The 21,409-nt window shown below is 43.1% G+C and carries 24 protein-coding genes; 21 read left to right on the forward strand and 3 right to left on the reverse strand.

The genetic code is table 11. The features are described from left to right. The first annotated feature begins 230 nt into the window (after positions 1 to 230). From L2I46_RS24270 to L2I46_RS24355, 18 genes are all read left to right on the forward strand, one after another. Positions 231 to 1,250 (forward strand): hypothetical protein, encoded by a 1,020-nt coding sequence (locus L2I46_RS24270; protein ID WP_100250026.1) that lies wholly within the window; start codon positions 231 to 233, stop codon positions 1,248 to 1,250. A gap of 129 nt (positions 1,251 to 1,379) precedes the next feature. Further along, complete coding sequence (locus L2I46_RS24275; RefSeq protein WP_017901142.1) at positions 1,380 to 1,733, forward strand: hypothetical protein; 354 nt, start codon at positions 1,380 to 1,382, stop codon at positions 1,731 to 1,733. A gap of 61 nt (positions 1,734 to 1,794) precedes the next feature. After that, the gene (locus L2I46_RS24280; RefSeq protein WP_017901141.1) at positions 1,795 to 2,616 is read left to right on the forward strand and encodes a hypothetical protein; all 822 of its coding nucleotides are present in this window, start codon (positions 1,795 to 1,797) and stop codon (positions 2,614 to 2,616) included. Between the two features lie 27 nt (positions 2,617 to 2,643). Beyond that, positions 2,644 to 3,696 (forward strand): ATP-binding protein, encoded by a 1,053-nt coding sequence (locus tag L2I46_RS24285; RefSeq protein ID WP_017901140.1) that lies wholly within the window; start codon positions 2,644 to 2,646, stop codon positions 3,694 to 3,696. Positions 3,697 to 3,792: 96 nt separating this feature from the next. Beyond that, positions 3,793 to 4,869, forward strand: coding sequence for a DUF3150 domain-containing protein (locus L2I46_RS24290; protein ID WP_014839940.1), 1,077 nt, complete (start codon positions 3,793 to 3,795; stop codon positions 4,867 to 4,869). A gap of 63 nt (positions 4,870 to 4,932) precedes the next feature. Further along, positions 4,933 to 6,744, forward strand: a complete 1,812-nt coding sequence (locus L2I46_RS24295; protein WP_236948283.1) for a VWA domain-containing protein — start codon at positions 4,933 to 4,935, stop codon at positions 6,742 to 6,744. A gap of 72 nt (positions 6,745 to 6,816) precedes the next feature. Next, on the forward strand, positions 6,817 to 7,047 hold the full coding sequence (locus L2I46_RS24300) for a hypothetical protein (RefSeq protein WP_017901136.1): 231 nt from the start codon (positions 6,817 to 6,819) through the stop codon (positions 7,045 to 7,047). A 109-nt stretch (positions 7,048 to 7,156) separates the two neighbouring features. After that, positions 7,157 to 8,401: a DUF7146 domain-containing protein gene (locus L2I46_RS24305; RefSeq protein WP_024266351.1), complete on the forward strand. Its 1,245-nt coding sequence runs from the start codon at positions 7,157 to 7,159 to the stop codon at positions 8,399 to 8,401. Positions 8,402 to 8,471: 70 nt separating this feature from the next. Further along, positions 8,472 to 9,011, forward strand: coding sequence for a hypothetical protein (locus tag L2I46_RS24310; RefSeq protein ID WP_017901134.1), 540 nt, complete (start codon positions 8,472 to 8,474; stop codon positions 9,009 to 9,011). A gap of 139 nt (positions 9,012 to 9,150) precedes the next feature. Continuing rightward, complete coding sequence (locus tag L2I46_RS24315) at positions 9,151 to 9,372, forward strand: hypothetical protein (protein WP_223226682.1); 222 nt, start codon at positions 9,151 to 9,153, stop codon at positions 9,370 to 9,372. After that, positions 9,365 to 9,973 (forward strand): hypothetical protein, encoded by a 609-nt coding sequence (locus L2I46_RS24320; RefSeq protein ID WP_017901132.1) that lies wholly within the window; start codon positions 9,365 to 9,367, stop codon positions 9,971 to 9,973. The genes L2I46_RS24315 and L2I46_RS24320 overlap by 8 nt, the downstream gene beginning before the upstream one ends. After that, positions 9,960 to 10,202, forward strand: coding sequence for a hypothetical protein (locus L2I46_RS24325; protein WP_017901131.1), 243 nt, complete (start codon positions 9,960 to 9,962; stop codon positions 10,200 to 10,202). The genes L2I46_RS24320 and L2I46_RS24325 overlap by 14 nt, the downstream gene beginning before the upstream one ends. Before the next feature lie 68 nt (positions 10,203 to 10,270). Further along, positions 10,271 to 10,714 carry a hypothetical protein gene (locus L2I46_RS24330; RefSeq protein WP_017901130.1) on the forward strand — a complete coding sequence of 148 codons (444 nt, stop codon included), beginning with the start codon at positions 10,271 to 10,273 and terminating at the stop codon, positions 10,712 to 10,714. 458 nt (positions 10,715 to 11,172) lie between these two features. Beyond that, complete coding sequence (locus tag L2I46_RS24335; protein ID WP_014839936.1) at positions 11,173 to 12,132, forward strand: DNA replication terminus site-binding protein; 960 nt, start codon at positions 11,173 to 11,175, stop codon at positions 12,130 to 12,132. After that, positions 12,129 to 12,884 (forward strand): hypothetical protein, encoded by a 756-nt coding sequence (locus L2I46_RS24340; protein WP_014839935.1) that lies wholly within the window; start codon positions 12,129 to 12,131, stop codon positions 12,882 to 12,884. Before L2I46_RS24335 ends, L2I46_RS24340 begins: the two co-directional genes overlap by 4 nt. Then, the gene (locus L2I46_RS24345; RefSeq protein ID WP_014839934.1) at positions 12,884 to 13,207 is read left to right on the forward strand and encodes a hypothetical protein; all 324 of its coding nucleotides are present in this window, start codon (positions 12,884 to 12,886) and stop codon (positions 13,205 to 13,207) included. The genes L2I46_RS24340 and L2I46_RS24345 overlap by 1 nt, the downstream gene beginning before the upstream one ends. 3 nt (positions 13,208 to 13,210) lie before the next feature. Then, positions 13,211 to 14,269 carry a hypothetical protein gene (locus L2I46_RS24350; protein WP_024266349.1) on the forward strand — a complete coding sequence of 353 codons (1,059 nt, stop codon included), beginning with the start codon at positions 13,211 to 13,213 and terminating at the stop codon, positions 14,267 to 14,269. Positions 14,270 to 14,304: 35 nt separating this feature from the next. Then, positions 14,305 to 14,622 carry a hypothetical protein gene (locus L2I46_RS24355; protein WP_024266348.1) on the forward strand — a complete coding sequence of 106 codons (318 nt, stop codon included), beginning with the start codon at positions 14,305 to 14,307 and terminating at the stop codon, positions 14,620 to 14,622. 60 nt (positions 14,623 to 14,682) lie between these two features. Here L2I46_RS24355 and L2I46_RS24360 read toward each other — a convergent pair whose 3' ends face one another. Beyond that, positions 14,683 to 15,816 carry a tyrosine-type recombinase/integrase gene (locus L2I46_RS24360; protein ID WP_014839933.1) on the reverse strand — a complete coding sequence of 378 codons (1,134 nt, stop codon included), beginning with the start codon at positions 15,814 to 15,816 and terminating at the stop codon, positions 14,683 to 14,685. 173 nt (positions 15,817 to 15,989) lie between these two features. Between L2I46_RS24360 and L2I46_RS24365 the strand changes: the two genes are divergently transcribed. Further along, positions 15,990 to 16,244, forward strand: coding sequence for an Hha/YmoA family nucleoid-associated regulatory protein (locus tag L2I46_RS24365; RefSeq protein ID WP_017900677.1), 255 nt, complete (start codon positions 15,990 to 15,992; stop codon positions 16,242 to 16,244). An 86-nt stretch (positions 16,245 to 16,330) separates the two neighbouring features. Beyond that, positions 16,331 to 17,392 (forward strand): hypothetical protein, encoded by a 1,062-nt coding sequence (locus L2I46_RS24370; protein WP_049593898.1) that lies wholly within the window; start codon positions 16,331 to 16,333, stop codon positions 17,390 to 17,392. An 896-nt stretch (positions 17,393 to 18,288) separates the two neighbouring features. On the opposite strand, the gene L2I46_RS24375 is transcribed toward L2I46_RS24370, so the two are convergent. Continuing rightward, complete coding sequence (locus L2I46_RS24375) at positions 18,289 to 19,173, reverse strand: RepB family plasmid replication initiator protein (RefSeq protein ID WP_014839932.1); 885 nt, start codon at positions 19,171 to 19,173, stop codon at positions 18,289 to 18,291. 571 nt (positions 19,174 to 19,744) lie between these two features. Beyond that, on the reverse strand, positions 19,745 to 20,350 hold the full coding sequence (locus tag L2I46_RS24380; protein ID WP_017900953.1) for a hypothetical protein: 606 nt from the start codon (positions 20,348 to 20,350) through the stop codon (positions 19,745 to 19,747). 587 nt (positions 20,351 to 20,937) lie between these two features. On the opposite strand from L2I46_RS24380, the gene L2I46_RS24385 reads away from it, so the two are divergent. After that, positions 20,938 to 21,279: a hypothetical protein gene (locus L2I46_RS24385; protein ID WP_014839931.1), complete on the forward strand. Its 342-nt coding sequence runs from the start codon at positions 20,938 to 20,940 to the stop codon at positions 21,277 to 21,279. Positions 21,280 to 21,409: the final 130 nt, after the last annotated feature.

A 21,409-nucleotide genomic window follows, 5' to 3' on the forward strand; every position in this document is an offset into this window, starting at 1 on the left:
AGCCTCTTCCAAAAAAAAGTGGCGCTGGTGCGATTTCTCACATCTGTATTTCCACAACTCGTAGCTTAATTACTTTTTTAAAAGTGACTTTCTACGGACTTTTTAATGCCAGAAAAGTATAAATTCAGGCGGTTTGTTGCTTCCGGGTGATAAACGACGGCATTCGCCAATTTCAACAAAACTGTAAACACGGTTCAATTGAATTAACACTAAATTTAAAGGTATATAAAATGACTACTTCTACTACTGCTAAATCTACTGCTAAATCTAATGCTACAGCTGCTACTCGTGCTAAAAGCTCCACTACTGCTAGAACTTCACGACCGGCTGCTAACAAAATTGATAAAGACTCAATTTTGATGGCTCATGCTAAAGCATTTTATGGTGAAGAAATCCCACCATCAAATACTGGTAGTGATATATCTAAATTAGAAAAGGGCTCTGATAACGATAAGACATACGTCTGGTACATGACAGAATCTGTCAGCCGCGTAATCGAGTTAAAAGCGCTTGAAGAAAGTTCTAAACTGAAGCATTTAGTTGGTTGTGAACGTTCTGTAATCTATAGCGTTAATGTTGGTGATGCATTCATTAAGGAGATCGACCTCGATGAGGCTGAGCAACTTCTTGAAGAGTTTCCTGATATTCCGCGTGAAAAAAACCTCGAAGATTTTTTGTCATCTCTAGATAAAAAATTTGTTGAGTTGAATATTAGCTCTATCATCACATCAGAAAATCTTAACTTCGGTAAAGAAAAACTGATTAAGCTTGGAGCTGTTAAAGTGGGTCAATGGCTTGAAATGGTCTTAGATGAGGTGCATGTTTTTTATAAACGTCAGCACTTTATTGAGACTGTTGAATCCCCTCATCAGGACCTCAATAACCTTTATGGTAAATTGAAGCCTTTGATGCAGGAGTTTGGCCTTAAGGATAAGCATTATGACTTATCTTTCAAAGAAATGATGATCCACAAAGTAAATGGTTTTGATTTTGTTGTTGCTGATTTAATGCCTCGCCTGCTTAAGCTTGAAGCATCATTGAAAGATGATGAATTGAAAGCCCGAGCAGCAATGGAAAAGAATCAAGATAATGAAGTTATGATCGAAGCTAAGAAAGACGATCTTAAAGACTCAGGTAAACTCTATGATGTAACAGTTTCAAGAGTACTGAAAGGTTCTGCTTGTGCTCTTATTGCATATGGTATCTCTGTTAGTCTTTATAATTTTTTTAGTTATTCTGGTTTTTTTTAATTCCTTTCTTGTTTCAAGGGAAGGTGATTAAAGATGATTGCATTAATATTTAGTTTTGTTATTTCATTTCCGTAAGGAGAAAAGAGACTCCTTCTGGGTCTCTTTTTACTTTTTTAAAAGAGACCTAATATGTATACAAATCACATTAATACCGTTTGCGTATCCGGTGAAGTTAATAAGGTTATTATTCGTCCTGAATATGACACTATTATGCTAATACTGGATAACAAACAGGAAATGGATAGAAATGGTAAAATAGAAATGGTAGTTTCATCGATTCAGGTGAAAATACCTCAAGACCTGTATGATAAGGAGTTTAAAGAGATTATACGAGGCGATAACCTGATGATATCTGGTTGTCTGGTGACGGATAAAGTTCACTCTGGTGAATTGACTGTTGTAAGAGTCCAGGCCCAGAAATTGATTCACAGAGCTCCTAAGCCTATTGAAGGTTTCGGCGGTTCCCGGTTCTTAACACGTTAATAATTTTTTACCCCCTACTGGGAGAAATCCCATTTGGGTTTCTCCTTTGGAGAACCCTATCATGCATTTAAGTAGTAAATTTAAAAAGATTGTGAATGAAAACCAACTTAGTTTCAGATTCTTATTTGAAGATGAAGAGGTTAAGGAAAAGGTATATATACCTGTGGAGTCAAGCTCAATCGATGAAGATGATGGTAACAACGTATCGTACCATAACTACCAAGAGCTCGATGATTTCAGTTGGTCCGATGAACATATCTCCACGTTCTTCTACAAAATAATGGAATCATCGTTTGTAACTGTTCAGTACCATATAGACCAGTCTATGGTTTATAAAATTGATGCCCATGGGTTTCGATATTTAACTCCCAAATTAAAAATTGAGTTAGATTGGTATTGTACAAAACAATTTCAAATTGTGTGTCATCGTTTTGGATATGACCCTGATGAAATTATTAGTTTTATTAAGTCGCGACTTTTACTTGAGATACGAACAAGAGAGTCAATGCAAAATCTTATTAAATCATTGGAAACTGATAACTTAACATTTTCTCATCCCATCAAAGGGCCGATTAAATGGACATATTTCCTGGATGAAAGATATTGTGACACAAGGAGATCATTGATAATCCGATGGTCAATAGCTGACAGATTGAAAATCTTAAAAAAGATTTTCGACGAGCAAATGCTTATCCTTGATTATTTAAGTGAAAATGGCGCTTGGACACTGGATCAAAGTACCGATTCATACGTTCTCAAAACAGAAGCTGTTGATTATATTCTGTGGTTACATTCTGATGCTTGTAAGGTCATATCTCATGCATACGGTTTTGACTACGGATTACTTTTCAGCACTTCCAAAGCTATTATCAAAAACATTTAATTTTATACATATCTAATGGAGTTATATATGACACACGCTACTGCTGCTAACACCAATGCTAATGTTCTGACTTTGAACGCAAACTCTGATTTAGAAATTAAATATTTCAAAGCTCATGAGTTAACCAAAGCAAAGGAATACATGGATGAGGAGGAATATATTGTTGTCCGTGCAAACGAACATTTTAATGTAGACTGCTTTAACGAAAATGATTTTATACCCATTTTCAAAAAAGTTACGCCTTATCGTGCTCCGTTAAACATTAAATATCGTCCGAACCCGATCACCCTACGCCGTACGGTGAAGTTACTTTTAAATAATGAGGTAACTGCTGGTATCTGCCTGCAAGGAGAGTCTGGTTCTGGTAAAACGGAGTTAGCATTATATATCAGCCATATGCTGAACTGGCCTATCACCATCAAGCAAATTAATAATGAATTATCTGTTGATGACCTTGAAGGTATGAGAACGTTAGAAAATGGCAATACACATTATGTCTATAGTGACCTTGTGCAAGGCTATCGTGATGGGCATATCATTCTTCTTGATGAGATTGATAAAATAAACCCAGATACGGCCGCTAAGCTTCATATGCCGCTTGAACGTAAACCGTGGGCAACTGGTAAAGAAGGTGGCGAGTTGATTTATGCAAATCGCTTTACCCGTTTTATCGGTACCGCTAATACCAACATGAGTGGAGAGGATATGCGTTTCGCTTCATCACAGTCCCAGGACTCTGCATTTATTAAGCGTTTTTTAATATTGCCGATGATTCGACCTGATGAACAAACTATGTATTGTGCAGCCGAAGCCCATTTTCCTGATTTAAAACCTTCATGTTTAAGAATGTTTGCAAAAGTTGCTTTTGAACTTAACAATCTCAAAGATGACGAACTGGTGATGGATATTCGTGAATTGATTTCATGGATTTCTACCTCCAAAGTCCTTGATGAAGAAATTTCTGTTGGGTTTAAAATTGCATTCACTTCTAAGTTATCTTCTGAAGCATGTAGTAGAGCTGAAATTTTGCTTGAACAACTGTACCCGGAAGAAGTATCACGTTCAGTTTCGCAATTGTAATAGATACCTATTTTAAACAAACAATTTAACCTACCCCCACCGGGAAATATATTTCCCTCTGGGAGATATTTTTCCGGTTTATACTGGAGAAATATCATGGCTAAAGTCAAAATCACTGCTATTGCTGATACCTCTGAAATCAGTAAATCTGTTCAAGATTTTATCGACCGTAATCCTGAGTTACAAGATGGTGCCGTTATTATTAAGGTAGATGTCGAAGGTTGTCAGGGTCGTCGTAGAACCGATGAAATACGACAGTTTCTTGATGAAGATGAAGTATCAGACCAGTCGAGTGTGAGCAAGGTCGAAGTCCAATGGATTTCAACTAAAGCGTTGAACTTTAAAAGCGCTGTTCACACGCGATTGAGTACACTCAAACGTAAATACTGCATTCCGTTCAGCTCTATGAATATACTCCCAACTTCTAAGCTGGAAGAGTATTTAATTGAAGTTGAAGCCGTCCGCGAATATTTCAAGGAAGGAATTCAGAATGCTCTAGATAACTATGAATATTACATTCAGATGGAAAAAGATAGAAGTCCAAAACTCGCAGACTTAATTGAGAAATTAAGAATGACAAGAACGGATTTCGAAAATTCATTTCTTTTCCAGATTAGTCACCCAATTCCATTTACACCAATGTCAATTGATGGAAACGATTTAGGTGATCGCTATTCAGTCGGATTAATTCAAGATATTGCTCTGACTGCTGAATCTATTTATGCTTCCTGCACCAAGCCTAAGATTGACCAGGCTTTTGTAGAAAAGTTGTCTAATTTAAAAGATAAGGTTGTGAGTTTTATGTTTCTGGATAATCGTGCAACTAAAATTGCGGATTCTATCCAAAGCGTACTAAACCATCTTCCTTCTGGTAATCTGGATTCACCACTTCATATGAGTTTGTTCCGCGAATGGTTGTTACTGTTAAGTGATACTAATCGTTTGAACAAAATCATGGATGGTGACGATCTTGTGACTAGTTTTATCAGCGAAATCAAAAATCGTTTTAACGATTTAGATGACCAATTAGCTAATAAAACTGGATCCAAATTTGTTGATCCTTTTGCTACAAAAGTAACCCAGGCTAATACCCCGGCTTCTACTTTACCCCCGGTCTCGAATACTGATGCGGTACAGAAAAAAGTAACTTTCTCTACTCCATTGAATTTTTGATTCCTTCTAATCCCTTGTGGGCAAACCCACATGGGTGCGCCCATTAACTTTTATGGGTGCTATATGACGATTAAACTTAACAACTCAGTTCGTAGTAAGTTAGCTGTAGATAATATGGCTCGTGTTATTGGTGCTGATCCTGATCTCAATGTTCATTTTCTTGGGCCAAATACAACACCACGCATTAACATGAAGACAAAGGCTATTTTTTTACCAAATGGTGACTTTAGTAATGACAAATACTGGAAGTTATGTAGCGGCTGGATATGTCATGAAGGTGGTCATAATCGTTATACTGAACTTGAAACGTATGAAAATTTTAGAAATGAATATTTATCAAAACAACCTGGTTTCGAAAGTATTCTACCTGATGGCAACCCTAGTTTTTCATCAAAAAATGATGAAAGAATAGCGCTAATTAAGCTTAAAAGACTTCATCGCTGCATTAATCTTTTTGAAGACATTCAGATGGAAGAGAAAACTGGAAATTTCTTTCGGCTTTCAAAAACCATGCTGGCAGAAATGTATTCATTTATGGTTAGTGACGGATGTATGACTGGTGATGGTTCAAATATCGTTTCATACATTGAAATGTATATCTTAAACAAACTTCGTGTTAATCAACTTGGGCAAGATGGTATTCCTGAGATTCTGAATGATTTTTTTGCACTTGCTGATACTGTTCTGTTCGACATGAAAGACAGGTTTGATTCTTTAATTCTCGAAGCTACTGGAGTTAATTCAACTCTTATGGCGTGCGAGTTAGGATTAAAACTACATGAAGAATTTGAAAAGTTACGTGATGATCTAAAAGATAAAGAGGAGCAGAACAAATCTGATGACTCTGATGACTCTGATGACTCTGTTGACTCTGATGATTCTGGCGACTCTGATGATTCTGACGACTCTGATGACTCTGATGACTCTGATAAGTCAGACGACTCTGATGACTCTGATTCTTCTTCACGTTCAACACCAAGTTTCTCACCGGCACAGCTAAGAAAGGCTATTGAAGATCTTGATAATTACCTGGATACAGATTTTGAACAGGATAATTCCCATGATTTTCATGAATCTATTAAACGAGCTATTTGCCAAATGGCATCTAGTTTCAGCGATGCTGATGTAAAACACTTCGGTTTTCGATTTGGTTTTATCTCGCTCACCGAAGAGGACTATAACAACGCACGGGATAACTCTCGTGAGCTAAGAAAGTTACTTTCTTCTTTGAATAAACAGAATGTACGGCGTAACAACAGGCTAAGCGATCGCGGAGTTCGTCTTCATGATAGAAAGCTTGTTGAAGTCCCAATGGGTGCCACATCTGTGTTTAGGAAAAGCGGGGAAGGATACAAGAGGTCTGATGTCGGTGTAATTAACCTTCGTGATATCTCTGCATCTATGTGTGATGTATCTGTTTTAGCTTTAAACGCAAACCTTGCTTTTACCCTGGCTTGTGAAACGGTAAACAATATTGATGTTGCTGATATTGTGTATCCAGTTCAACAAGTAGATTGTATTGATGTTATTAAATCTTTTAATAAAACAGTATCTGCAAGCTTTTCTAATTATGAAAATGTCTCTAGCGGATTATATACACCAACTGCCAAAGCGATTAATTCGTGTGTTGAATATTTCAATCGTTTGAATTTTTCGCGAAAAGTTATCTTTATTGCTACTGATGGTGATCCATCAGACACAGTAGAGGAAGTTTGTGCAGCTGTTAAAAATGCTAAAAAACATGGCATAGAAATCGTTTGTGTCGGTTATGGCATAAGTAAACCTCAAGGCTTTGATGGAGTTTATTTTCAAAAAATAAACGATATTTCTGAATTGAACTCTTTGTATCGAGATCTAATCAGAAGCCTTATTTAAATTTAATTATCTTCCCCTGCGGGCTTATATACCCGCCTGGGTATGTTTGCTCGCCTTTTAAGGAGCAAACATATGAAAGGTAATAAATATATTAAACGTGTACGTGTTGACTCTCGTCAATTAGACAGTGGGATGTTTGGAACCAAGGTATACATCACTGAAGGTGAAGTTGTTGATGGAATTATGCCAGTAGAACGTTTAGTACGTGATACTAAATTTTCAGAAGCTAACTCCGAAGCGATGGATTCAGCGGTTGAAAGACTGGTGAATAAATATCGTTCTAATGGTTTCGAAGTCTTATAAATGATTGTGCCACCTCGTGGCACATCTTCATTCTGCGTTGTGGGTTTCTCAATGTTATCTGCATTGCAGTAGGCATTGTGAAACCCACAATGTCAGCTAGGAGAGTATTATGAGTCATTCTACAAATTATAATTCATCGGCTAAATCCCCTATGCAGCACGCACAAGATACCTTTGACCTAGTCAAATCTCATGTGCAGCAGCTGGGTGGTTGGCGTAATGTATTAACGTACTATCCTGAGTTTCAGGAGGCTTTGGAAAAAGCACCGCGTTCTGTCAAATGCCCGTTTACTGGTGGTGGCAAAACGAAATTCAGATTTAAAGATAGGACCCTAGAAAGTGTTCATGCTATTCATGAGGATTATCCACATAATGCTTTCATTGATGGCATCGATTTAATTGCTGAACTTAAAAACTTTAGTAAAACGCAGGCTGCAAAAGACATTCTAGATATGATTGGAGTTTCCAAGGATAGAAAGTTAAATGAAGCCGACCGTGTTAACATTGTTCTTTATGAGAAAAAGGCTCAATCCTTTTCAGATATTGGAGAGGAAGAAAGACTTAGTCGCATAAACAAGTTAGAAGCTGTTTATAAGTACACGAAATTTGTGACACCCGATTCATTAGTTGCTCGTTATCTATCAGGGCGCGGAATAAAAAGGATGCTCACAAAACTACCAGCCAGTTTGGGGGTAAATGCTAAAATGCGTTACTGGCCTGGTGATAATAAACCAGCTAGTTTTCACCCAACGATGGTTACTATCTTTAACGACAAGTATGGTCGCAACTGCACCATCCATAAAACCCATCTAACTGATGATGGACATAAAAAAGCTGATGTTCAATTTCCTAAATTAATAATGAAACCGGTCTACCAGATGAATGGTGGTTCGATGCAGTTATTTAAGCCTACTTACTGTGAAGAATCAAAGTCATGGTTTTTGGGTATTAGTGAAGGTATTGAGAATGCGTTATCTGTCACAGAGGCGACCTCAATTCCGTGCTGGGCATCTTCAAGTTCAACGTTTATGGAAATGCTGGAAATACCAGAGCATTTAATGCCACCTTCTGATTGCCAATTCATTGAGTTATCGATTTGGGCAGATAAAGATCGGCTTAACCCCAAAACCGGTAAGCAAGCTGGTGAGTTCGCTGCACGTGTTCTTAAGAGCCGTATGGAGCCCTTACTTGCTGAACGGTATCCTGATGCGAAAGTCTGCGTTAATGTTCATTTACCTGAACTGGACATTCCTGATGGTGCAAAAGGTGTCGACTGGAATGATGTATTGATGCTCAAGGGTCATGAAGCTTTCCCGGCCAGACTGGAAGAAAGATTTTTTGACCTGATTAACTAATTTCATAACCCATACAGGGAGAGTTCTCCCTGTGGGGGCTCTCTCTCTTTTTTATTAAGGAGAGCCCACTATGAACTTTTATTATGATTTTGATATCGAAGCGGTTTTTAACTGGGTAAAAGAAGACTTCATTCTGAAGCATTCAGCTTCCCTCGTTAACAATCCGTGGTATGACTACGACATAGAGATTGATTTGCGCTTAGTTAAACAAGCGTTGATGAATGGTAATTTCGAATTTTTATATGTTGTTCGCGATCATGGCACAATGTTGCTTTTGCTTTCGGAGTTTCACTCTTCTAAGTATCTTGACTGGGAAGGAAGTGATAACTTTGATTACTATCATTGTAAGATCATAAGCAAGCAAAGCATTAGCTTGTCGAAAAAAGCAGCTGGTGAACTTTTAGATCGCGGGCCTTTACTCAACTCCTTCAGTGCCGGTAGCAAAAACTCCTATCTGAAAGAGATTTTAGAGTTTGTCAATAATAAAGGATTTAACTATTCCCCTGCACAGTCGCTTTTTGACTGTCAACGCATAGGGGACGAGTTAAACCTTCCCTCAATGAGTAACTTCATAGAAAGAGTTAAGAATCACATGCTCTGTATGAATTAATTACCCATTGTTGTCTATAAAAAAGAGCGCATATTTTATGCGCTTTTTTTTTATCAAAAATTTATCGCTAATGCGCAATTTTAGGTCTTTAGTCCAGAAAGTTAACCTTTTCTCTGTGATTTAATAGTTTCAAGGAGGGATGATGGACTACAAACACGAATGCTACGACCTGGAAAAGTTACTTTTGGCCGATGACGAGTTACTTCTCTATCTCCTGGGGAGTGACAACGCAGAAGCTTTACGTATGGACTTACAAAAGCGTTATGAGGCCGGTGAGCGACTTATAACTCCCCAGGAATGTCCTAATTTTTCAACTATCAGGGGTTGCCCTGGTCACGATTGCGAGACTGTTGATGAGTAACCCGTATGACCTTTCAATGTATGCATTAGTCGGCGCAATGGCTATCATGGCCGTTGCATCTACCTGGTACCCTAAAGACCACAAAATTAACTTTTTTATTTTCATTCTGAGCATAGTTACTTTTTTGGGGCTACTGGTTGTTGGGGGCCTAAACTGGTTTATAGAGGGGTCAGTGTACGGCGCTCTGGTCAGCTGCGCGGGTATTATTTGCCTCTGCATGACTCGCCTCCGCTTGATTGTCTATCGCTATAACGTGAAATCAAGTGTGAAAAGCATTGTAGCTTCGGTTAACGAAGGTAAAAAGGTAGCTTTCATTGCCCACGAAAATTTAGAGCTAAGAGATGTCGTTATATCCATGTTCAGTTCGATGCTTCCTGAGCAATCGTGTGTCATACACGGACCAATGGGCTTCGGAATGGATAAAGAGATAAAGTTTATCAAAGAGCGCAACGGTGCAGACAAAGGTTATCTTGTTATTTTTCTGAGCCAGCACGACTCTTACTCATGGTTAAAGCTCATTGCGGGTGATTCCCCGGAAAAAGCCATTGCGTTCAATTTTGCTTACATCCCGGATCTGGAGAAAGAACATGAAACTAACTGAGATGCCTGTCGTATCTGATGACGTACCAGTAAATAGTTTTGTCATCGATACCGTCACGGCTCGACGTTTTGAGCGCGTCAAAGAAATGGTCCGTAAGCTGGGATTTAATAACATCACTGAGCCTGAAATCATTGACGCCATATTGTCTGAAATAACAACAGCTGATGCGGCCGGAATTTTTATTGAGTACAAATTAAAAAATACAAAACCTCTGCTTTCGACAGATTAGGGCTTTACAGAGCCGTTTTTTATGTTTTCATATTCATTAATGAGAAAAAGAGAACCGACAAATTGAATATGATTTTAAAAGAAGAAATTGTTTTGGGAATCTACAGCTGGTTACATATGACTCCAATCAGCATGTTGGTAAGAAACATAACCAGTGATGAAGGGGGGGACCACGCGATCGTTCGTTTTACGGTCGACAGCCGGGGTGTCCAGATGGGGCCTAAGGCCCAGGGTCAGCTTCTTTGTTCATTTGGATTCAATGTGAAGGAAACCGATGAGGCTGACAAAAAAGATGGCCCAGGAATAATGAAGGCTGAAATGATGAACGGTGTCATGCAACTGGTACCGGAATACATTGTACTCACGGATCGTCAAACCCAGGCAATCAGGAAAGAGATATCCGTTTTTAACAGAGTCTGTGCTATGCAACTTCAGGGGGGGCATGGCAATTCCAGGTCTTTGTGGGAGAAGGAAATTATTCCCCGTATGAAAGGCCAAATACAATTTCAGTGAGGCAAGACGATGTGTAAAGTGCACCGTATTGGAAGCATTACCTGGAAGAACTACGAAAGTCCATCGTTTAAACTCTATGCAGGTATAGGGGCAATATTAAGCCTTGGACTCATTACAGCGACGGTGCGTAACTATGAAATCCTGCAGCTAACGGTCCCTTATACCTGGTACATTTACCTGACGGCATTCTGGCTGCTTTATCCCTCCTTCAGTTTCATTTTCAGGGAGCACGACGGGCGCATGTTAATTTCGTGTGGGTTTTACGGACTGAAGCTGATAACGATTAACCGGCCTGTCCCTGCTGGTTACTGGCTTGTGTCAATGGAGAAAACTCGATACCGGTTGATTCGGGTGTGTCAGGACGGACGTCGGCTTCCGGTGTGGCTCACGTTTAAGACTTTACCTGAGTTCATTTAGCGTCTACCGTCCAACGTTGGTCACCTGAAACGGGAGAAGATATGAATACTGACTTCGCACATTACAATGAAGAGCAACTACGCAAACTCGATGATCTGCACAGTTTGCTCCGGGACAGCGATATCGGGTCAACTTACCTTGCTTCGCTCCCGGAGCCACGTAGCGTGGAGGAATATGACCCGCCACAGTATATTAAAGTGTCTCACTCGGAGCCCGATCTCGATACCCTGGTAGATATCTACCGGCAGCAGCGGGTTGATAAAAGCCAGGCCAAAAATGAACCTTATTCAACTAAAATCACCCGTAAATATCCCGGGTATATTGTAGTCAACAACAACCATGACCTGGTGACTGAGCTGGTGGGTGAAATCAACCGCCTTCGTGACAACTTCGCTGATGTGGTCAAAGGTATCACTCAATATAAGGACACCCGGTCAGAAATACTGCATCAGGTCTGCCCGTGGCTGGTAACCCTGCAGGTATCACGTAACATCCGCATAGTGACTCAGAAAATTCGCACTCTCGGTTTCACCTGGCAAATTCCGGTCGTTCATAAGTTCACTCGTCTGGAAACGGTTATTGATCGCTTACGCAGGGAACTAACGGAATTAAAGCCCGATATCAGTCTGACATTACAGGATGTTAAGCGACTGAAGCAGGAGCGCATTGAGGAAATCATGATGTTGTCAGCGCTCAATGAAGAGGCCTGTCATGAAGATGAGCAGCTGAGGAAGTTTCGTTTCATTCGGGAAAGTAACTTTCCTGCTGTTAACGTCAATATCCGGTACACCAGCCCTGATGATCCTGATGACCTGTCCGGACCGTACAAACTTAACTTCCGGGCACCTTTACCTTTAATTTTGTTCAGTGAACCGGGCCGCTTTAACCCGTTAAAAGATTACGAAAAAGGTGAAAGGCAGAAGCGCGGGAATTTTGAAGAAAAATATCGTTCTGTCCTGCCCCGCATCGGGCTGGTAGAAGTGATTAAGGAGTTGGCATGAACCGGATTTTAACCGGTATTTGTCATGCGGACCCGGCCAACAGGCGATACGAGGTTGCGGTCAGTCGCGGAATATCGTTTCTGAACGCTAAGGAACGTTTCCGGGTTCAGATCAGTTTTAAACATGCCATGACACAACCGAGTGAAGACAGATTCCTGGCTGAGTTGCTTACAGTCCATCATTTTCTGTCGGATCCCTCCCTTCTGTGGCATATGGAGAAACAGGTCTATGCCTCAACTACCTTATGGGCCAGTACATCGCCGTGGTTGCCTGATATCTATCAGCGCAAAGCCAGTACACCCGGGGTGGTCAAGGTCATCCGGTTTATGCATGCTCTGTTCCCGGGACTTAACACAACGGTGGAAACCAGTGAGCAGGGCTACGAACAAGCTCTGACCAGCACGAGTCTTGAAATTCCTTTCTGGCCTGTGATGCCATTGTTTGATTGTGAACTCGGTAAAGTTCAGGTCACGATGGGAGGGATGATCCGTTACACAGAAACCATGAGTAATAAAAATTGCAAAACCCCGCTTGCTCTGATGGTTAAAAGTTTCAGGAAAGGGATGATCTCCGTAGATAAATTACCAGAGAGCATGACAGAAAGATTCTTGCCACTTGATATGAAAACAGCTGGTGAGGTTTTTACTCACACTACATGGCCGAGGTATCGCTATGTGTTTGTTCCAGGCGAGGACGGCATTAAGAAACTGGTCAATGTGGTCAGGCTGAGATTAAAACCCCAGGAGGAATAATGAATTATGCAATTTTCATGGTCGTAACCGCCCTGTGTGCGTACGGCCTGAATTTTTTGACAAGCAAAATCGGTGCCGGTGCGAACCATAATAATCAGGGTGACGGTAGGGAAGGGAAGGCCTTACGGTGTATCATTTCATTTATTCTGCTTCTTGTGGCTTTATTCTTACCCATCACACCGGCAGTGATTCATCTGGGGGTAGAATTTGCTGCGCTGGTAAATTTCATTGCTTCAGTTGTTCTTTACACCCTGGCGGGTATCAAGGAAAAACGGAGAATGAAAAAACAACGGAAAACCGAAAAGGCAGAGCAAAAGCGATAAATAATGAAATTATTTGAAAATTTTCTTCGTGAAACTCGCCAGAAGCGATTCTGGAGACAGTTAAGGCATTTCTTTGTCTTTCTTCCTTACGGCCGCATACTGAAGGAAACAGGACGGCTGGGAGCATGCAGCTTAATAATGTGGGTGTCTCTGCATTTATTCCGCACCCCAGAACACTATGACGCGGTGTTAGTCCAGAAATTTGTTATGATTAGTGGACTTTTCTGTATACTTATTTATCCATTATATCTTTCCCCGAACACATACCCCTCATTGTTATACGGGTCTACCGCGTATATTGCTGTTCTGTCTGCCATTGGCATTTTCGGTGACAAGCTCATCGATACACCGAACCTGGCTATTAGTGTGTTATTTGTCATTGCTCTCACTCAATTTATTTTAACCTGTTCGAAAACCGGCATATCATATTGCAATCCCTTGCGGCATGATCATGGCAACTATTCTTACGGCACTCCTGTAACGACCAGGGTTACGGTTCAGGACCGGTTATTTATCGCCGCACATGAAGCGGGTCATGCGATGGTATACGCTGCTTTTGATGAGTACCCATCAAATCTTTTGGTCGTGGCTAAGGCTAAAGCGGATAATTCGGGCTCACTGGGTTATGTACAGGATGGCTTAAAGCCTCATAACCTTGATGAAAAAACAATGGCTGAATGGTTCATGCTGTTACTGTTGGCCGGGAATGCCGGGGAACGCTCACATACCGGTCATGAATCATTAGGGAGCTCCAATGATCATGCCCGATGGTTGAAAACAGCAGACTCTTATCTGTCTAACCTTACCCGTGGCATATATCACATGCATCCAAAAACGAAAGAACAGGTAGAGCATAATGAGAGTAAATTGATAGCTCTCAAAGCGGAGCAGCAGTTAATGCTTGATCTTTTTTTTGACATTAATCGCTCGGTACACAACGATATGGTAAATGAACTCCGTTCAAGAACGTTTCTGAAAGGTGATGAGCTTTTTAAATTTCTTGATCGCGTGGTCCTTCCTGAGGCGTTTCCCCGACCGAAGAAAGAGTTAATACAAGATTAGTATCATAATATTACCACATTCGTTCAGGAGGCACAGTGAACAATAAACGAACAATTACCACCCGCGAACAGATAAAAATAAATGGAGAGGTTAAAGAAAGAACAGCCACTCATATTGTCACAGGTGCACATGGGTATGAAACACTCTGCACAAGTGGTTATAATATCGACAGGAATGAGCAGGGTGAAATTATCCATAATTGCGAGAAAATAGGCGAAGATGAATTACCGGTTACCTGTCCTACGTGTCGTGTTGTCTGGTTTCATACCCATGAGTTCAGTCTGAATGACTTCGACACTCTATCTGAAAAAGGTAATTTTGTATTAACCGGTTTAAAGGAGATTAATATTTAACGACGTTTCATTAACCCCATAGCACGTTAACACCTGTTTACAGGCATCCCCGGGCTATGGTTATATATCGTCAAGATGATTGCGCATAAAGCTCACCATGGCTTTTTCACTGGCAAGGTATGCCCTGATATACCGGAAAACCATTTTCGGATCAGACCAGTTCCCCATCTCCGTAATTTTCTCCAGAGTGTATCCGTCCCTGAACAGTTCAATAGCCCCCCCGACTCGCACACTGTGCCCTGTCCACTTAATGTACCGGCCAGACTGCCGGTTATCACCCACTTTACCGGCTATATCCCACAGGCGCGAAAATGCCTGGTTCAGTGAATTGGAGGACAGAATACCGACATCCTCTCGTGTGACCTGTGAGTCCTTCTGCAGCTGAGTGAGCAACGACTGATTGAAGCCAGCCTTCAGGAGCATGTTATCTATAGATTTGCCTCTGGACAGCTTACTGCTGGTGGCCGGAAAATACCGGTTTGTATGGACGTTGACAGGTTGAAACAGGTAACGGTTCCCGAAGGTTTCTGTATCCGTATACTCCACCGTTTCAATCAGTCGCCTGACGTGTCGGCTGCACTGTGGCGAAAGTTGAAACGTCAGGTTGCTCGACAGGCTTGTTTTGGTCCGCATTACATCCAGAAGGTAACAGTCATTGTCATTTTGCCATTTGAGGTCACCGGTTTTAATCCTCCGGATTTCCACGTTGCGCAGCAGCGTTTCAAAACCAACCCAGATCATAGCCAGATCGCGGATATCCCTGATGTCGTCGCTCTTCTGAAGGGCCCGACGGAGTATATTAAGGTCTGCAACCATAAAGGGGAGCGCCTGACCGGTAATCACTTTTTTCTCATTTTCCCGCGCCCGCCAGACCTGGACAAGCGCCTTAATAAGAACGTTGCGGAAGTCAGGGAACCCGAGGCTCCCGTTAACACTCGAAAGGCACGCAATGAAATGAGAAATGGTCGCCATTTTGACGGAACCATTCAGCCCGTTGATATAACGCTCAACATCAACAGCCGTCACAGGGAAGGGCGTCAGGCCATTTTTGGCACACCATGACGACCAGACACGGGTGGTCCTTAACTGGCTTCTTGCCGTGTTGTAGCGTCGGAAACGTAACAGCTTAAGCGCATCCAGTGCGCTCATGTCATCGGGACGAGAAAGGGCTATCAGCTTAGTTTTATCTGTCATGGAAGATCTCATGTCTTTTAACAGTACTGGTTTTATAAACAGTATACTAACAGTATTTTTGTTCAAAGCCAGGAACAATCACAAAAAACCATAAATACCTGACTTGCCAGTCTGTGGGGATTCATTTATTGTTTCGAGCATATTGAGAGTTCTAAACATGTCCTGGAGCAACGTTGTTGAAAAGCCCTAAAGCTGAAAGCAACCTCAGAGAAGTTTATCTTCTGAAGTTCAGAAAATGCAGCACAACAGAAACCCTTGATAAAGTTTTCGAACGTATCCTGGATAAATTAAATGATGAAGGCGGCGCAATAAACGAAATTACCAGTCTGAATGGTGCGTATGACCACCGAAGAGCTGAAATTTATATGAAAAAAATATATGACAAAATACCTGCTTCTGTATGGAGTCTAATCCCTGATGATATTTAAATAATTCTTTAGTTAATCATGTTATCTCCGGTTTGAGTAAACCAGTTGATGTAGAATATTTTATCTGCATAAAACGAGGAGCCAACATGAAACGCAATGCACGAAAGTGGATCCCATTTGGTTTTGATAAGGACACCAATCAAATTGTTGATATTGCCAGTGTTGAAAATGGTCTTTCGTGCAACTGTATTTGCCTCATCTGTGGCACGTCACTGATAGCCAGACAGGGACAAAGTAAAAAATGGCATTTCAGCCACTCCACGGATGTTAAAGGCGTTTGCAGTGAACTGACCTTACAACATTTCAAAAAATACATTCAGATGAAGATACAGGAGAAAAAATTCCTGGCTCTTCCACACCTTTTGCACGGTAAGGAAAAAGGTGTTGTCACACTGAAAAACATCACCGCTGGTGGGATTGTATGCGGGCTGAATGCTGACCTTATCGGACAGTGTAATGACACAACTATCGGGATCTTCATCAATGATACCGCTGAGGACATCCAGCCAAATCCAGACCTGTTAGCCCAGACCGGCCAGCTGGCGCTGGTTGAGATAGACGCGGTTCGAATAGAAAGCATCGTCGCTCCATACCGGGAGAAGGGAGAAGGCATAAAGCTGATGGATGCGGTAGAAAAGTTACTTTTCGTTTCTGAGGAAGCGAAAAAATGGATCTACCATCCAATGATGAAAAGGGTTAAGCCTGAAGCCTTACACCAGTACAAGAGGGAGTTCACCAGCAGCGGTAATCAGCTTCTTGCGCTGATCCCGCATGAATTGCCGATAAGCATGAATGTATTACCGTCGTCACCGTCTCTGCAGTGGCATCATTTAAGGTGCACTATAAACCTTCTCTGTAGCTTAAGCCGTGCCGATATACCTCCAGGAAGTAAAGCGTTTGATGAGCTGGTATATTTTATCCCACGCCTGCTTGAGGCTTCAGAATCTATCAATGTCCCGGCTTACGAACGTTGGTACGACTTTTTTTTACGTAAAAGAGGTGATGGTGAACTGAATGATGCTGAACTGGCATTCATAGGGTTCATCGTCAAAATAATCAACTGGAACATGTCTATCCATAACATGCCTGGCTTTGATGACAAACAGGCTTTTCATGACTGGTTTCTCCTCAATGACCGGAACAAGTAAAACGGTCGCTCAGACATTTCCCCCCTTTCTGTCAAGTACTTAACCTAAAGTTATCACCGCTGGCGGGTAAATGGGGCCTGTAACGCCCACGGGTATCACCGCTGGCGGGTAAACGGGGCCTGTAACGCCCACGGGTATCACCGCTGGCGGGTAAACGGGGCCTGTAACACCCATGGATATCACCGCTGGCGGGTAAACCGGTTCTGCATCGGCCGCAGATATCATCGTTGACGGGTAAACCGGCTCTGCAGCGGCCACGGATATCATCGCTGGCGGGTAAACCGGCTCTGCAGCGGCCACGGATATCATCGCTGGCGGGTAAACCGGGCCTGTAACGCCCACGGGTATCACCGCTGGCGGGTAAACCGGTTCTGCATCGCCCACGGGTATCATCGCTGGCGGGTAAACGGGGCCTGAAGCGGCCACGGGTATCATCGCTGGCGGGTAAACCGGGCCTGTAACGCCCACGGGTATCACCGCTGGCGGGTAAACGAGGCCTGTAACGCCCACGGGTATCATCGCTGGTGGGTAAACGGGGCCTGAAGCGGCCACGGGTATCATCGCTGGCGGGTAAACCGGGCCTGAAGCGACCACAGATATCATCGCTGGCGGGTAAACGGGGCCTGTAACGCCCACGGGTATCAACGCTGGCGGGTACTGAAGCGACCACAGATATCATCGCTGGTGGGTAAACGGGGCCTGAAGCGGCCACGGGTATCATCGCTGGCGGGTAAACCGGGCCTGAAGCGACCACAGATATCATCGCTGGCGGGTAAACGGGGCCTGTAACGCCCACGGGTATCAACGCTGGTGGCTGATTGCCACCTGATATCAGATCTGTGCGGGGGGCACGAGAAGAAGGGATGTATGTGGTAGCCAGCTAAGAGCGGGAGTAGTCAGGCTATTTTCTTATTTCTGTTTAGAATGACAAGCACATAATCGCCACGGGATTTCTCGATCGAATACTTCAGGAAGCCAGCTTCTTCCAGTTGCTCCAGTGCCCGTTTGATGGTGGCATTCTGAGAGCCTTTGTGTGCAGTGAGTTGCAGCCGTTCCCTTAGTCGGTCAAAGCCAATGCGATAGAAGTTATCCGGTAACTCCACAAGGTACAGGTACAGCGCCTGTGCTGACTCTTTTCGTGCCAGGGTTTTCAGAATTTTAAGGTATAGCCTGGTTTTACCATCGACCTGGTAGAGGGTGTTCAGGTCCGGGTTTGGCCTGATGATGACCTCATCGGTTCCCTCATCATAGTAAGAGGTAGAGACCAGACTCATATCAATTTTGATTTTTTTGCCTTCAACCGAAGACGGCTTTATAAACTGGAAATGCGTATGCTGAATTCGCGTCAGAGAGTCACTGAATCGCTTGCGTAACCGGGAGTCGACACGCTTTGTCGCCAGTCCGCAGCTGCATGCAAAATCAATGAAATTCATTCGTACAGTGCCGTCCTTTTCCAGGTACTTATTGGTCAGTGAATCCACAATCCCTAACCAGACCTTAAAATCAGTATCCATATCAAGGCGCGGGCCGAAAATGCTGATCTTCTCGTAACCTTCTCCGGAGAGAGAGGACATTCTGCACAACTCCCTGGTGGCGTCGATGTGATGTCCTCTGGACATGGAATCAGAGCCATCTTTCAGGGTCGGAACAAATACACCCAGTCGCAGAAGCGATTTAGGTTGGATGCTTTGTTTCGAGTTGGGGATCAGCTGTATAACTTCGCCCGTACTTTTTTCCATTTCAGTGATAATTAACGGTAATTGATTGTTTTCACTGTTCATTGTGAGAAAAGCCCCGCTTGTGGATACTTATGGAGAATACCCGCTAGCGTTGATAGTTACAACCCGCCAGCGTTGATAAACAACCCGCCAGCGTTGATTACTGACCCTCCAGCGTTGAGCATTTGCCCTCCAGCGTTGATGAGCTACCCGCCAGCGATGATACAGAACCCCTGAAAGCCGCATGAATAAAGGGCTAAGCCGATCGCTAATCTTTTTTATCCTTTGTTGTTCTTTGTATAAACCTCATTAATCTTAATTAATTATTCTATCCGGTGGATAACTCCAAAATAATCAGGGGATCGCAGAAATGTTTAAACCACGCATCGCCGGTAGAGAAGTACAGTCTGCAGATATCATGCTGACTGAAAATGGGGGGGAGGGTGAAGCAGGTATAATGTCCAGGACCAAAGGAGACGCTGTTGTGGCATCAGACGCAAAATAACCGGTGGTACCGCAGACCCGGGTTTAATGAATCTGACGCTAAATCGCGTGAGCTGGCTGAAGCACGGATAAGGTCTACTGTATCCGACAGCAAAAACGTGGATCACACCGGCGCAATATCTTCAGATGGTTATCTCCTGGTGCTGAGTAATCGTCTTAATGCCTCGTCAGCCCACATTTCAAGTTCACCGTAAGTGCTGAACGTTTTACTGATTACCGAACCAGTTGTATCCGATGTACCAAACAAACTGAAACCTAACCTGCTACCGGGCGCGATTTTAAATTCGTCTACATCTACAGCCCTGCCATTTAACAGCCACCACAGGTAATGGAAAAAATCTGGTTTTGATAAGCCTGCTGTACCTAAAGCTGCTCCCCTTGCCAGGTCTTCCCCCCGATAGATGGTTGGTTCAGGAGGCTCCCCGAGACCACTGCAGTTCGGAAGGACAGAATCCCGACATACACTGTCCTGGTAGATGGTGAAACGGGTTTCAAGCGAATCCTTAACAACACGCCCCCACATGATGAAGTGACATGCTTTGTGCCAGCGACGGACCTGAGAGTTTCTCTGTAATCCATTGCAGAGAAGGCAGACAGCAGGTTTTTTGGCCTCATCACGAACATTACGGTTGTACGATTTCATCTCGACCAGGAAGAACCGGTCGCATACTCCGAACAGGGTATCGGCATTAAAATCCCGGTCGCGGCCGTTCAGTGAGGCAATGAGATCACTCATTCCGTGTTCACGGCATGCATTCCGCACCTGAGATTTAAACACATCGGTAACGCTGTCTTCTCTGCCTCTGTTGCTCACACAAACCTCGCTCAGTTAGAAATTTCGCCGTGACGGCGGGCCACCAGCGATGGATGTTAAAGCGTGAGTTCAGGCGAAACAATCATCGAAAAGGGAGTGGCCGACAACCGCACCCAATCGTAAGACAACATGCCTCTAGGCCTTAGGCCCTTTACGGTGCCAGGCCGCCCTCCCCGCGCGGGTGAAAAAAAGAGAAAAAATAAAAAAAAAGAAAAAAAGAATATGTCGATAATGTGCACAGTCGTGACCCACGCAGAGCGTGGCGCTGCGGAGCAAATGCTTTGCAGGGCGGGAGGTATGTTGTCTTACGTTTGCTGTATTATCACTGATGGTCATGCTGACATTCAGAAATTGTGGAGATGGCCATCTCCGGGGTTGACCACTTTGTCGCATACAGTAGACACCTCTCCGGGTAAGATGCCGTCCGGTGTATTCTGCCTGGCACTGCTGGCCGTTACGGCTCTGACCTGATACCGTTGATAATGACAACATTCCGGGGGAGGCAGGACATGGGCAAAGTCCAGGGGATTTTTGTTGGTCACCGAAAGTTTGCTGCAGACAGCGACTGGAAAAGACGGGAAGAAGAGCGACGGTATCAGCTGCGTTGCCAGAGATTTGATGCATGGTCAGAAAAATGGATCACCGTCTACAGGCTTAAGAACTCCTGTCTGTGGACAGACGCCGCCATTCGCCGCTGGCTTGGCTCGCCCCAGCAGCAGGGCAAATATAAGGTTTTCTCTGTCGAGGTCGTCAGGATGGCTGAAACACGCCCGGACTTTCAGGCGTGGCGGCAGGCACGTATCGATAAAAAACGAACCATGGATAAATTTTCAGAAATCCGGTCTCTCTGAATGTGAATACCCGGCTGTTCTCACGCTTCTCTTTTTCCGATTGTGCTGAAAGGGGTCGTCTCAGAAAACGGAATCTATGGTCACTCCCGTTTTTGCAACACCGATTTTGACGACAAGTTGGCTTGCTTGA

The sequence above is a fragment of the Klebsiella sp. 2019SCSN059 genome (assembly GCF_021739525.1).
GTDB lineage: Bacteria > Pseudomonadota > Gammaproteobacteria > Enterobacterales > Enterobacteriaceae > Klebsiella > Klebsiella quasipneumoniae.